Annotated in this window: 12 protein-coding genes; 3 read left to right on the forward strand and 9 right to left on the reverse strand. The window is 45.8% G+C overall.

Annotated elements, in window-relative coordinates:
* Positions 1 to 36: 36 nt before the first annotated feature.
* Both UF05_RS16070 and purL read right to left on the reverse strand, forming a co-directional pair.
* A complete protein-coding gene (locus UF05_RS16070; RefSeq protein WP_005455950.1) occupies positions 37 to 339 on the reverse strand; it encodes a DUF3622 domain-containing protein in 303 nt (100 codons plus the stop codon).
* A gap of 269 nt (positions 340 to 608) precedes the next feature.
* A complete protein-coding gene (purL, locus tag UF05_RS16075; RefSeq protein ID WP_045545488.1) occupies positions 609 to 4,517 on the reverse strand; it encodes a phosphoribosylformylglycinamidine synthase in 3,909 nt (1,302 codons plus the stop codon).
* A gap of 299 nt (positions 4,518 to 4,816) precedes the next feature.
* Here purL and mltF point away from each other — a divergent pair, with 299 nt between their 5' ends.
* Together mltF and UF05_RS26665 are read left to right on the forward strand one after the other, a co-directional pair.
* Positions 4,817 to 6,394: a membrane-bound lytic murein transglycosylase MltF gene (mltF, locus tag UF05_RS16080; RefSeq protein ID WP_005455996.1), complete on the forward strand. Its 1,578-nt coding sequence runs from the start codon at positions 4,817 to 4,819 to the stop codon at positions 6,392 to 6,394.
* 308 nt (positions 6,395 to 6,702) lie between these two features.
* The gene (locus UF05_RS26665) at positions 6,703 to 6,837 is read left to right on the forward strand and encodes a hypothetical protein (protein WP_005488686.1); all 135 of its coding nucleotides are present in this window, start codon (positions 6,703 to 6,705) and stop codon (positions 6,835 to 6,837) included.
* Between the two features lie 57 nt (positions 6,838 to 6,894).
* On the opposite strand, the gene tadA is transcribed toward UF05_RS26665, so the two are convergent.
* The 6 genes from tadA to UF05_RS16110 all read right to left on the reverse strand — a co-directional run bounded on the left by tadA (position 6,895) and on the right by UF05_RS16110 (position 12,224).
* On the reverse strand, positions 6,895 to 7,419 hold the full coding sequence (gene tadA, locus UF05_RS16085) for a tRNA adenosine(34) deaminase TadA (protein ID WP_020840176.1): 525 nt from the start codon (positions 7,417 to 7,419) through the stop codon (positions 6,895 to 6,897).
* A gap of 166 nt (positions 7,420 to 7,585) precedes the next feature.
* A complete protein-coding gene (locus UF05_RS16090; protein WP_045545489.1) occupies positions 7,586 to 9,145 on the reverse strand; it encodes an AbgT family transporter in 1,560 nt (519 codons plus the stop codon).
* Between the two features lie 287 nt (positions 9,146 to 9,432).
* A complete protein-coding gene (locus tag UF05_RS16095; protein WP_045545490.1) occupies positions 9,433 to 9,843 on the reverse strand; it encodes a type IV pilus modification PilV family protein in 411 nt (136 codons plus the stop codon).
* A complete protein-coding gene (locus tag UF05_RS16100; RefSeq protein ID WP_025818551.1) occupies positions 9,833 to 11,074 on the reverse strand; it encodes a hypothetical protein in 1,242 nt (413 codons plus the stop codon). The genes UF05_RS16095 and UF05_RS16100 overlap by 11 nt, the downstream gene beginning before the upstream one ends.
* Entirely contained in the window at positions 11,074 to 11,700 is a 627-nt protein-coding gene (locus UF05_RS16105) for a PilW family protein (protein ID WP_031778398.1), read from the reverse strand. Before UF05_RS16105 ends, UF05_RS16100 begins: the two co-directional genes overlap by 1 nt.
* 8 nt (positions 11,701 to 11,708) lie before the next feature.
* Entirely contained in the window at positions 11,709 to 12,224 is a 516-nt protein-coding gene (locus UF05_RS16110) for a GspH/FimT family pseudopilin (RefSeq protein ID WP_021487286.1), read from the reverse strand.
* 103 nt (positions 12,225 to 12,327) lie between these two features.
* Between UF05_RS16110 and UF05_RS16115 the strand changes: the two genes are divergently transcribed.
* Positions 12,328 to 12,759 carry a type IV pilin protein gene (locus UF05_RS16115; RefSeq protein ID WP_024700118.1) on the forward strand — a complete coding sequence of 144 codons (432 nt, stop codon included), beginning with the start codon at positions 12,328 to 12,330 and terminating at the stop codon, positions 12,757 to 12,759.
* A gap of 68 nt (positions 12,760 to 12,827) precedes the next feature.
* Here the strand turns inward: UF05_RS16115 and dnaJ are convergent, their stop codons facing one another.
* On the reverse strand, positions 12,828 to 13,973 hold the full coding sequence (dnaJ, locus tag UF05_RS16120; protein ID WP_005482993.1) for a molecular chaperone DnaJ: 1,146 nt from the start codon (positions 13,971 to 13,973) through the stop codon (positions 12,828 to 12,830).
* Between the last annotated feature and the right edge of the window lie 169 nt (positions 13,974 to 14,142).

Consider the following 14,142-nt stretch of genomic DNA (forward strand, 5'->3'; position numbering starts at 1 on the left):
ACCGACAGATCGAAACATCAATCGGAATATATGCCATTATTCTTCGTCAGCTTCAGCTTCGCGTGCTTTACGAGCTTCTTCTTTGCGAACTTTTGCCGCAAGTTGCTCTGCTTCACGTTCTTGACGCTGTACAGCTTTACGCTCATTACGAACAACTTGGTTTTCGATGAAGCCCGCAAGTTCTTGTTCAGCCCAAGCTTGTGCTTTTTCTTCGCTGTCAAACCCAGTTTCACGTTTTGAAACCATTGTTTTGCGAGACGTTACTTGACGAGTGATTTCTGCGCTCCAACCGTTACGTTTTTCAGTTACGCGGATAGCAAATTTTGGATTTTTAGACATCTATTTCAGTTCCTAAGGGATTAATCAGGGATTCGGTCAACTTGATAACTCCATCTAAGCTGAGCTGTTTAACACCATCCCTTGGTAAGCGCGGTATTAGAGCATAAATCATTATGATTGGCTGCAAAAATTTTATTTTCCACACTTAAACCACATTGGTTGTTGGCAATAAGTGTACTAGCCCGTTTTCGACTTCGCACTTCCACAATCCCAAAAAAGAAAAGCGCAGATCTTTCGATCTGCGCTTCGCGTTTGTAAAGTATTAATACTTAACCGATGTTCTTGCGCGCGTTTTGGAACATACGCATCCAAGCGCCATTTTCACCCCAACCTTCCGGAGCCCAAGAGTTTGCAACTGTGCGGAATACACGCTCTGGGTGAGGCATCATGATGGTTACACGGCCACCTGCGGTAGTCAGACCGGTAATCGCATTCGGCGAACCATTCGGGTTGTTCGGGTATTGTTGCGTTGGGTTACCGTTATTATCAACGTAACGTAGCGCGACAGTACCTGACGCTTCAATTGCGTTTAGGTGCTCACCGTCACGTACTTCGACACGACCTTCACCGTGAGAAACCGCGATAGGCATACGTGAGCCAGCCATGCCGTCGAAGAACACAGAATCAGACTTCTGTACTTCAACCAGGCTAAAGCGTGCTTCAAAACGCTCAGATTCGTTGCGAACAAAACGTGGCCACAAGTCTGCACCCGGGATAAGCTCTTTCAGGTTAGAAAGCATCTGACAACCGTTACAAACACCTAGAGAGAATGTCTCTTCACGGTTGAAGAACGCTTGGAACTGCTCACGAGCTTGTGCGTTAAACAGGATAGACTTCGCCCAACCTTCACCCGCACCTAGCACGTCACCGTAAGAGAAACCACCACAAGCTACCAGACCTTGGTATTCATCAAGTACCGCTTGGCCTGTCAGAATGTCGCTCATGTGGATATCAGTTGCTTCAAAGCCAGCACGGTCAAAGGCTGCTGCCATTTCAACGTGAGAGTTAACACCTTGTTCACGAAGAATCGCCATCTTAGGTTTCGCGCCTTTCGCAATGTAAGGTGCTGCGATATCTTCATTCACATCAAAGCTTAGAGATACGTTCAGACCAGGGTCAGTGTTGTCTTTCTTCGCTTCAAATTCTTGGTCTGCACATGCTGGGTTATCACGTAGCGCCTGCATTTTATGCGTAGTTTCTGCCCAGATAACACGTAGTTCGGTACGTGAACGCTTAAGCACAACATCATCACCAGAAGTGATAACAAAGTCGTCTGATGCTTCAACAGAACCAATTACATGTGAACATGCTTCTAAGCCATTCGCTGCTAGCGTAGACAGAACTGAATCCAGATCGTCGTTTTTAACCTGAACAACCGCGCCTAATTCTTCGTTAAATAGGACCGCCAGCGCATCTTCACCCAGCTCTGCGATGTTCGCCTTTACGCCACAGTGACCCGCGAACGCCATCTCAGCCAACGTTACAAATAGACCGCCGTCACCTTTATCGTGGTAAGCAAGCAGCTTGTCGTTACGTACGAGATTTTGCATTGCATCGAAGAAGCCTTTTAGTTGCTCTGCGTTGTCTACGTCTGCCGGCTTATCACCCAGCTGCTTGTAAACCTGTGCCAGTGCTGTTGCACCCAAACGGTTTTTGCCGTTACCTAGGTCTACAAGAACAAGTGAAGTGTCACCTAGTCCTTCCAAGGTATCAGATGTGCGTAGCTGAGGCGTTACTGTCTTACGTACGTCTTCAACACGACCAAACGCAGTGATAACTAGCGATAGTGGCGAAGTCACTTCTTTGCTTTCGCCATTCTCTTCCCACTTAGTCTTCATTGACATTGAGTCTTTACCAACCGGGATAGTCAGACCTAGCGCCGGACATAGCTCTTCACCAACCGCTTTCACTGCTTCGTAAAGACCCGCATCTTCACCTGGGTGACCCGCTGGAGACATCCAGTTCGCTGACAGCTTAATGCGTTTGATATCGCCGATATCTGTCGCTGCGATGTTAGTCAGAGATTCACCAACCGCCAGACGAGCAGACGCGCCGAAGTCTAATAGAGCAACCGGAGTACGCTCACCCATCGACATCGCTTCACCGTGGTATGTGTCGTAACTTGCCGCCGTAACTGCACAGTTCGCCACAGGCACCTGCCAAGGACCAACCATTTGGTCACGAGCAACTAAACCAGTAACTGAGCGGTCACCGATCGTGATCAGGAATGTTTTCTCAGCAACCGTAGGAAGACGAAGTACGCGATCTACCGCTTCGTTGATTTCGATACCGTCGCGTACGATCGCTGGGCTATCTACTTTCAAAGTCGTTGCTTCACGGTGCATCTTCGGTGTTTTACCAAGCAAGATATCCATTGGCATATCAATTGGCGTGTTATCGAAGTGAGAATCTTCTAGCGTCAGATGACGCTCTTCTGTTGCCACACCAACCACTGCGTAAGGTGCACGCTCGCGCTTACAAATCGCATCGAACGCTTCCATGTTTTCTGGTGCTACCGCAAGAACATAACGCTCCTGAGATTCGTTACACCAGATTTCCAGAGGGCTCATGCTCAATTCATCATTTGGTACGTCACGTAACTGGAACTTACCGCCACGCTCACCGTCGTCACAAAGCTCAGGAAGTGCGTTAGAGATACCGCCCGCACCCACATCGTGGATAAATGCGATTGGGTTCGCTTCACCTAGCTGCCAACAGCGGTCGATCACTTCCTGACAACGACGCTCCATCTCTGGGTTTTCACGTTGTACTGAAGCAAAGTCCAGATCTTCCGCTGACTGACCAGATGCCATTGAAGACGCCGCACCGCCACCAAGACCGATGTTCATTGCAGGCCCACCAAGTACGATCAGGCTCGCACCCACTGGGATCTCTTTCTTCTGTACGTGTTCGTCACGGATGTTACCCATACCACCAGCAATCATGATTGGCTTGTGGTAACCACGAATTTCTTCACCCGCGTGAGAAGTCACTTTCTCTTCGTAGGTACGGAAGTAACCTAATAGGTTTGGACGACCAAATTCGTTGTTGAATGCTGCGCCACCCAGAGGGCCTTCAAGCATGATATCTAACGCGTTTACGATACGACCCGGCTTACCGAAGTCGGTTTCCCAAGGCTGTTCAAAACCAGGAATACGCAAGTTAGACGTTGTAAAACCAACCAGACCCGCTTTTGGTTTACCACCGATACCCGTCGCGCCTTCGTCACGGATTTCACCACCAGAACCGGTTGATGCACCAGGCCATGGAGAGATAGCCGTTGGGTGGTTGTGCGTCTCTACCTTCATTAAGATGTGTGCATCTTCATGGTGGTAAGTGTATTGACGAGTTTTAGGATCTGGGAAGAAACGACCCACTTTAGAACCAGTCATTACCGCTGCATTATCTTTGTAAGCAGACAGAACATGGTCTGGTGTCGTTTCGAATGTGTTTTTGATCATCTTAAACAGAGACTTCTCTTGGTCTACGCCATCGATAGTCCAGTCTGCATTAAAGATCTTATGACGACAGTGCTCTGAGTTCGCCTGAGCAAACATCATCAGCTCGATGTCGTTAGGGTTACGACCTAACTTAGTGAAATTCTCCACCAAGTAATCAATTTCATCTTCTGCGAGTGCCAAACCAAGGGAAACGTTTGCTTCTTCAAGCGCAAGACGACCGCCCGCTAAGATATCAACATGCGCCACAGGCTTTGGCTCTGCGACTGTAAACAGCGCTGACGCGGCTTCAAGTTCTGTGAACACCGTTTCCATCATGCGGTCGTGAATTAACGCTTTGACAGCGTCAACTTGAGCTTCTGATAGAACAACTGAAGATTCTACGTAGTAAGCCGTACCGCGCTCCAGACGCTTAACAGTGTCCAGACCACAGTTAATAGCGATATCGGTAGATTTAGAAGACCAAGGCGAGATAGTGCCTGGACGAGGCGTAACAAGAAGTAGAAGACCTTCTGGCTCATGCTCTTCAATTGTTGGGCCGTAAGTTAGTAACTTTTCAAGTTTTTCTAACTCTTGGTCATCAAGGTCAGACTTTAGATCTGCAAAATGCATAAACTCTGCATAGATGCCAGTTACAGGCAGATCTTGTTCACGACAAAGTTCCAGTAGTTTATTAACACGAAACTCAGAAAGAGCTGGGGAGCCACGCAAAATTCTCATGTGCTTAGGTCTCTTATGCAATTGATTAAGGTGATATTGGAATAAATTCAGACACTTAACTTGAGCTCTATCGAACCTATGCCGATTCCACCTCGTCATTGCGAGCGCATTATATAGCAATTGTTTTTGTGATGTAACACCAAAAGCAACCGTTTGCGTCATTTTTTTTGTCAAATTTGAGTTGTAGCCGAAATGTCGATAAAACACACAATGTCGCACTCTATCTGTCCGATTCGCTTTGCCCCACCTCCGCGCTTTGATATAAAGACCACTAGAAATTTTCTGAGATGTACCGATCAATGCAAATACGCCACTTCAACCGACTCAAGCGCAGCGTCCTACTTTTTGCTTCTGTGCTACTGCTTTCTGCCTGCCAAATTGAGTCGCAGCCGAAAAGTGAATTCGAGAAAATCCAAGAGCGCGGAGTGCTACGCGTTGGCACGCTCAACAACCAACTCTCGTACTACATTGGTCCTGATGGCCCTGCGGGTTTGGATTATGAGCTGGCGCGTAAATTTGCAGAAGAGTTGGGCGTAAAGCTAGAAATCAAACCCGCTTTCAGACAAGCCGACCTTTTCCCTGCCTTAAAGAAGGGCGACATCGATATTATTGCTACGGGGCTTAATCAAACATCACAAGCCGTCAAGCGTTTTAGACCTGGCCCTGCTTATTATTATGTAAGCCAGCAAGTGGTCTACAAAAAGGGCCAGCTTCGTCCTCGTGATATTGAGCAGCTTATCGAGTATCAAGCATCCAAAGACAGTCAATCAGAAGAAGACGTGAATGCTGGCGCGCAAACATTGAAAATTGTCGAACAGTCTCAATATGTTCCGACACTGACGGCATTGAAAAAGCAGTATCCTGAATTGCAGTTTGAAATCGTGGGCGATGCTGACACTCGCGATTTACTGAAACATGTATCGACTGGAGAACTGCGTTTCACCGTCACTGATTCCGTAGAACTGTCTCTCGCGCAGCGCCTGTATCCAGATTTAGCACTTGCTTTTGAGCTCACCGAAGATCAACCAGTATCATGGTTTACTCGCCGCTCAGAGGATGAGAGCTTGTATGCGATGCTGATTGAGTTTTTCGGCAATATCAAACAATCTGGCGAGCTAGCTTCTCTTGAAGAGAAGTACATTGGCCATATTGAAGCGTTTGACTACGTGGACACGCGAGCCTTTATTCGTGCTCTTGATGATAAGTTGCCAAGATGGGCTCCGCTGTTCCAAAAATACAGCGAAGAGTTTGATTGGCGTCTCATTGCCGCTTTGGCCTACCAAGAATCTCATTGGAAACCAAAAGCAAAATCGCCTACGGGTGTTCGTGGCATGATGATGCTGACTCTACCAACTGCGAAAAGTGTTGGTGTAACCGATCGTCTAAACCCAGAGCAATCTGTTCGTGGTGGTGTGGAATACCTGCGTCGCATCGTCGCTCGCGTACCTGATACGATTAACGAACATGAAAAAATTTGGTTTGCATTGGCATCGTACAATATTGGTTATGGCCACATGATGGACGCGCGTCGATTAACCAAGGCACAAGGTGGCGATCCAAACGCATGGGCAGATGTAAAAGACCGACTACCGCTGTTACGACAAAAGCGTTACTACAGCCAAACCCGTTATGGCTACGCTCGTGGAGACGAGGCGCGTAATTACGTTGAAAATATTCGACGCTACTACCAATCAATCATTGGGCATGTCAGTCAAAAGCCTTCCATTGATGAAGATACGGATGATCTACAGGTTATCCCACCACTAAATCCAGAGTTGCTTATTTCTGGTGCGGTGGAAACCATTGCAGAAGAAGTGTCTGGAGCCTCTGATATCACCAATGAAGTCGATGAAGATTTAGACCAAGAAGAAGAATAAACACGCAAAAAAGACGAGTGTGAAGCTCGTCTTTTTTGTTGAGTCCAAGGTAGAACTTATCTAAAATCCGATGTTCCGAACCAGACCGGTCATCATAGTAAGTGTATACAAACGTGATTGGTCAACACCTTACTGCAGCGTCCATACCCGTTAATTGATGCTTGCGGAATAAATCGGTTCGGTTGGTTTCCCTCTCTCCTAATTTGAAGTGACTCCATCACTAGAATGTCATCCACAATGCAAAGTAGATGCAGCGTGCGCTGTATCGCGAGAGGGTGTTTGTAGTCTTGTCTGCAGGAGGTTCGGATATGAGAAGACGTAGAGTGCAGTCAAAGCGTTTGAATAAGACAGTGGCTGCGATTCGCCGCAAGCGAAAGCTGACAACGATGAAAAAGAAAGTCAGCTCACGCAATCGTGTATTCGTTCACTTAGTAAATCACTAAGAACTTAAAGCAAACATCTACACACCCGTAGATGTTTGCTGAACACAACTCACCAACTTAATCTTCTTGCTTACCTTCTAATACTTTTTTCTCTTGTTTCTTAGCCTTAATTTCTTTGCGACGACGCTTGAAAAAGGCCTGCAACTGCTCACGGCACTCATCCTCTAACAGCCCTTTTTCGACCGTTGCGTAATGGTAAGCCGCTTGGCTCTCAAACAAGTTCAATACCGTACCAGCCGCGCCAGCTTTAAGATCTGGCGCGCCAAATACCACGCGTTTCACTCTGCTGTGCAACAGTGCTCCTGCGCACATCGGGCAAGGCTCTAGTGTGACATAGAGAGTGGTGTCTAAAAGTCGATAGTTTTCTAATACAGTCCCAGCTTTACGTAGAGTCTGAATCTCCGCATGTGCTGTTGCATCATGAGAGCAGATAGAGCGGTTCCAGCCTTCTGCAATCACTTCTCCATCTTTAACTAATACCGCTCCCACAGGCACCTCTCCTTCCAATTCAGCTTGTTCAGCTAATGCAAGTGCACGGCGCATAAAAATTTCGTCTTGTGGGGTAAATTGATGCTCAGACAAAAGGGCTCCAGAAAGGAAGGTAACTATGAATAGCGAAATATTACCACCAACATCGCTTTCACTACAGCAGGACATAAGTTTTGGAGATGCGCCTCTTTCGTAATGGCACCTCAAAACAAAAAAACGCAGACCTTTCGACCTGCGCTTTTCTCTAATATTCGATCATTTACATCGTGTATGTGTACGGTGCTTGAATACCTAGTGGGATACCTACCATCCAGTAAAGAACTAGGAAGATTGACCAACCAATCAACATAGCAATCGAGAATGGCATCATCAGTGACGCAAGTGTACCAATGCCTGTCGACTTCACGTAACGTTGACAGTAAACCACTACAAGAGGGAAGAATACCATCAGAGGCGAAATGATGTTCGATACTGAGTCACCCACACGGTAAGCCGCCTGAGATAGTTCAGGAGAAATACCTACCGCCATTAGCATTGGAACTAGGATTGGACCAATCAAAGCCCATTTCGCAGAAGCGGAACCGATAAGTAGGTTTACAGCCGCTGTTAGCAAGATCATACCAATAATGGTTGCTTCACCTGGTAGGTTCATCGCTTTTAAGCCTTCAGCACCATACAACGCTAGCATCGTACCGATGTTTGACTGAGCAAATGCAGATAGGAACTGAGCACAGAAGAACGACATGACAATGTATGCGCCCATGGTCGACATGGTATCCGCCATCGCTTTGATGATGTCGTTACTTGTCTTAAAAGTGCCAGATACTTTACCGTAAACGTAACCTGGGATGATAAATAGAATGAAGATCAGTGGAACAATCGACTTCATGATAGGCGCAGAAAACGCCGTAATTTCGCCTTCAGGAGAACGAAGTGCCGAGTTCTCAGGCAATAACGCGGCAACAAGAAGTGCGATACCCACCATCATAGCCCAGCCAGCGTAGCGGAATGCTTTTGATTCCAACTCAGTGAAAGAGCCTAAGTTTGGTGCCGTTTCTGCATCTTCATCAATTGGCATCTTTGCAAGACGTGGCTCGATGATTTTCTCAGTCACGTACCAACCGATAGCAACGATGATCACTGAAGATAGACCAGTGAAGAAGATGTTTGCTAGAGGGTTAACCACGTATTCAGGATCAAGAACCTGTGCTGCCGTTTGTGTGAAACCAGCGAGCAATGGGTCAATACCTGAAGGAATGAAGTTTGCAGAGAAACCACCAGACACACCAGCAAATGCTGCTGCGATACCAGCTAGAGGGTGACGACCAGCGGCATGGAAAATGATACCACCTAGAGGAATAACCAAAACGTAGCCCGCATCAGCCGCGGTATGCGAGATGATTGCGACAAGAATAAGCATTGGTGTAAGTAGCTTCGCTGGAGTGAAGTTCAGCATCTTCTTAAGGCCAGTCGTGATAAAACCAGAAGAATCCGCAACACCTACACCCAACATTGCAACTAATACGATGCCTAGAGGTGCAAAACCAGTAAACGTAGTGACCATGTTAGCAAGGAAACTTGCTAGAGCTTCACCCGTAAGTAAGTTAGTAATGGTAAGAGCTTCGCCCGTTCGAGGGTTTGGAAGGTCGAAAGTAACATTCGACAAAAGTGCAGACGCAGCCCAAGTAATGATCAGTGCCCAGAAAAACAAAATCGCAGGATCAGGAATTTTATTACCTGCACGCTCGATAAAGTTTAGAAAGCGATCCATCCAGCTCGGCTTCGATGATGGTGCCTTATTTACAGCTTGGTTACTCATGGTAACTCCATATGAATGATGTTGGTGCCAAGGCCTATTTGAATAATTATAATGGCCTATTATCAACACAGCATTCTAGTAAATAAGGATAGGGAAAGCACAAGGTTCTATGATTTTTTCCATAATTGGAGACATATTTTGCAAAAACGCCACTCCGATTAAACATAATAAAAACAGTAGCACACCAACCACATTAACAGTTCAAAAACCATTCATTAACCGAGACAAACCCGGTATCAAAAAGAAATTATCCGCGACTTTGTCTCAAGCTATGTATGCAATTGAACTTAGTTTTCGAATTCACTGTACTGTGAAATCATAGTTTTCAACTGAACTGATTGCGTTTGTCCCACTCTGTCTTTCCAACTGGTCGTAATAGTAATGGTTTTAAGAGATCCAGACACAGTAGCCGACGGCACAACCCACTCCACTGTATACGCACCAGTAGCGGAAGATCCTGTTACAATAGAGGCAAAGCTAGCCGTAGAGATCGTCGAAAGCGCATCCGAGGCTCCACGCGTACGGAACCATTCAAACTGGTTCTCTGCTAGACGCAGTGCTTCAATACTTTTTATTGCATATTCGGATTCACGTTCGAGATACACGTTTAGCTTTGTTAAACCTAGAGCCCCGACACCGATAAGCAAAAAAGAAATTAGAACCTCAAGAAGGTTAAAACCTTTTTGTTTAGAGATCATTCCAAGAGCCCTTTTTCCATTTAATTTTCTTGTGATCATTGGGTACAGATGTTGAATCAAACTCCAGGTTAACTGCAGCACCAAAGACACTTAACCCACCAGGGGTGTCGAAAACATATCCACCTACAGGCTTAAAAGCGCCACGGGAAAAAAAAGTAAGTTTCTTTATTTCGTCTGTAGAGAGTCCTCCTATAAATGGAGTGACTGAGACATCCGATGTCCATCTTGCGGTCATGTCACTAACTGTAGAAGTAAACAATTGGTAAACAGTTCCGGGAAAAGAGTCAGCACCATTAACCGACAATAATCCATTCTCGATAACAAGAAGCTTAGGGCTAGCATTGAGACTGGTTCCTATACCAGTTTCTAGGTCACAATCACCAACCACCCAAACTTTGTCGCTCACAGAAAACGCACTGACAATTCTATCAACACAAGATTGAGCTGTTGACGAGCTGCTTGCCACACTCCCATCAATCACCACAAATCCATTTTTTATTTGAGTTAATTGGGAGCGAGGGTAACCAAAAAAAGCTTCAAAAGGGTCAAGGTTTGGGTCATGAACAAAATCATGCTCAAACATCTTTTCGTCGCCAATATAATTTTGATTGTTACCAATGACTTTCACTTTGTAGTCGTTTATGCCACCAGAATCATCACAGTTAGAGTCACCAGAAACGCATAACCCTGAGCGTGCAGTATTAGTCATATGAGATGAACTACACGTTTTTCCAGAAGGGTGTGTAGTAACAAAAGCGCCCTCCATTGCTACTGATGTCATAAATCGGACAGACACACAAATATCCGGTTCGACAAATTCAGGCGTAAAAAGATAGGAGCCCATTAACTTCAAATCAGAGCGGGCTTGTATAGCTCCGCTTGGTCTACCAACCACTTCAATACTTTTGAAGGTCTCAACTCGGTTATTTACGCTTGAAGATAGCTCGTAGAATTTGGGATCCACCAAAGATTGAGTTGCGACAACAGTACTTTGTAAACAACTAGAGTAGTCTTGCGTATTTGGTGTGATCGACATATCCGCTTTATTTATCGCGTAGCCACACTCCAATCCCCCCTCTGCACGCCAATACTCTTGTCGTGCTTCAATTTGATTGTTGGCTCGTTTAATTTGGTAAAAGAGGGATTTATAGCTACCGAGAGACATCATTAATGCCGCAACTAGCAATACGCTCACAACTAATAACGCAGCTGCACCTTGTTGTTTCTTCATTACTGCCAGTTCCTTTGCATTGCAGTAAACGACTGCTGCGTGCGAATATCAGTCGCGTCTTTCAATTCGGTTCCCAATGTAATAGTCACCAGTGCACTTTTTGCATCAGTGCTTTCTAGCAATTCACTAGTCAGGTCAAATCGATTAACGTGAATAACTTTTTTATCAAAGAGAGTGTTACATGAGCCTGTGCCTGCAAGGTTGACCACGTCATTAACATCCCATATCGTTATTTGCTTTTTTTCACACACAAATAGCGACTCTGGCGTGTTAACTCGTTGCTCATAAGCCACGTTTTTATACAAAGGAGCAGAGCCAGAAACACCTATGTAATAGACGTAAGCAATTAGCCCTCTATCAACATCATCAAGAGTGTAAATTGTGTTCGCTGAGCCCGATATTTTTATAGAATGACCATCGTTACCGTCAAAACCAGCACGCTGAATGTCACTCTTGAGCATCTGCACGACACTTGCAGAGTTCTGTAACAACATTAACTCTTTCGAACGTTCCATTATCACTCGTTGACCACTCACATAGATTGACCCCACTGTCGCTAGAGAAATAAGCCCAAGTGCAGATGCGATCATAAACTCAACAAGGCTCGCCCCTTTTTGTTTAAACATAGCCATCCTTAAGAGCAAGTTGAATAACCGTAATATTCTGTGCCGCTGTTATCACTACATACTCTTACGCGGGCTGATAAAGTATGAGAAATGAGTTTTAAGGCTTTTGATGATTCACCAACAGGATAAAACTTCAAGTTTCCTGATGATGGTCGCCCATGGACATCGTCGAAGCTGATTTGATCGGAAGCATAGCTCGGGGTAACGACAATACCGTCATACGGCTTACCTGATAAAGAGAACAACACAGTTCCAGCCCCCTCAGCCGCGTTGTCTGTCAAATCAATACGCCAGTTTCCGTCACTGGATGAACTCCCAGACATGATGATGTGCGCCCAGAGTCTTTCGCGCCGTAATACTGCTTCAGACTTACCTTCAATAACAAAGCCATGTAATTCATTAGCTAAACGCTGCATTTTATTGGTTTCAAAGACATTCTTGAAAGATGGTGCAGCTGTAGCCAATAAAGCACTCAGTACAGCAACAGTGATCATAAGTTCCAACAACGTAAACCCGCGAGGCATTTCCCAAATTCCTATGCAAACGGCTAGTCGACCGTAATTCATCTTGCACAGATGCTATCACCTGCCAAAAATAGGCGGAAAAGTGAAAAGGAAACTACTCGTGATGATTCGAATTTCTCGTTGTAACAGCTACAAAAAAAGATTGAGAGGGATGACATTGATCGAATTACTGATAGCCGTAACGATCGTCGGAATCATTGCAGCAATCGCCTACCCTTCTTATACCAATCATGTGATCAAGTCCCATAGAACGGTTGCCTTGAGCGATCTTAGTCGAATTCAACTGGAACTAGAGACATCTTATGATGGTGGGTATGACTGGAGTCATATTATTTCTGGTGGCGCCTGTACTCTATGTGATTCCGACACAGATCGATTTTCGTTCGATATTGCGAGCTCTGCAAGCACAGCCTACATCATTACAGCAACAGCAAAATCGGATCTTGGACAGGACGACGACGAGTGCTTGAATGGCACTACAACTATTACTTTAACGTCAACAAATGTTGAATCACCAAGTGCTTGCTGGAACTAAAAAACTACAAATGCAAAAAGGCCTGCGTTTCAGCAGGCCTTTGTTTTTGAGCTTTTAGTGAACTTATCTTAGCTGGTTAAATCATCAAAGAACTTCTTCACACCATTGAAGAAGCCTTCAGATTTTGGTTTGTGTTTAGTTGCAGCTTCACCGCCACAAGACTCTTCAAACTCTTTCAACAGTTCTTTTTGGCGAGAGCTTAAGTTAACTGGCGTTTCTACAACCAATTTAACGATCAAGTCACCAATACCACCGCCACGGACGCCTTTCACACCTTTACCGCGCATACGGAACATACGGCCAGTTTGTGTTTCTGACGGCACTTTTAGGCTTACTCGTCCATCAAGAGTTGGAACTTCAACTTCGCCGCCGAGTGCAGCCATAGCAAAGCTTACTGGCACTTCACAATAGAGGTTGTTGCCGTCACGCTCGAAAATGTGGTGCTCTTTCACGTGTACTTGTACGTATAGATCACCTGATGGTGCACCCATTTCTCCCGCTTCGCCTTCGCCAGATAGACGAATGCGATCGCCAGTATCCACGCCAGCTGGGATTTTAACGTTAAGTGTTTTCGTTTTTTGCTTGCGACCTTGACCATGACACTCATTACAAGGGTCTTTAATGATCTTACCTTTACCATGACAGGTAGGACAGGTTTGCTGAACAGCGAAGAAACCTTGACGCATTTGCACTTGGCCATGGCCATGACAAGTACCACATGTTTCCGCTGATGAGCCTTTCTTCGCACCGCTACCGTCACAAGAGTCACAGTGAACCAGTGTCGGAACTTCAATCTCTTTAGTTACACCACGAACGGCTTCTTCTAGCGTTAGTTCCATGTTGTAACGTAAGTCGGCACCACGTTGCGCACGATGACCACCGCCACCACGGCGACCGCCACCGAAGATATCGCCAAACACATCACCAAAGATGTCGCCGAAGTCAGCGCCGCCTCCACCAAAGCCGCCGCCGAAACCACCGCCACCTTGTTCAAAAGCAGCATGGCCATATTGGTCATAAGCCGCTTTTTTCTGAGAGTCGGTTAGAACTTCGTACGCTTCTTTTACTTCTTTAAACTTGTCCGCCGCAGACTCATCACCCTGGTTTCTGTCTGGGTGGAATTTCATCGCTAGGCGCTTGTACGCCTTTTTGATATCACGCTCTGAGGCATCACGGCTTACGCCTAATACTTCGTAAAAATCACGTTTTGACATGTTCTTCGTCACCAGTTAATTACTACAAACGGCATCGATTCACCGCTTGGTGTTTGTATCGTTCTAGGTAAGTGCACTTATTGCAAAATACTTAACTAGAAAGACAGCGTTTACAAACAGACGGGCGTAAGAGTCACCCCAAACGCCCGCACACCGAAGTCGTATCGAC

It is taken from the genome of Vibrio sp. S457-15 (genome assembly GCF_000960545.1).
GTDB lineage: Bacteria > Pseudomonadota > Gammaproteobacteria > Enterobacterales > Vibrionaceae > Vibrio > Vibrio parahaemolyticus.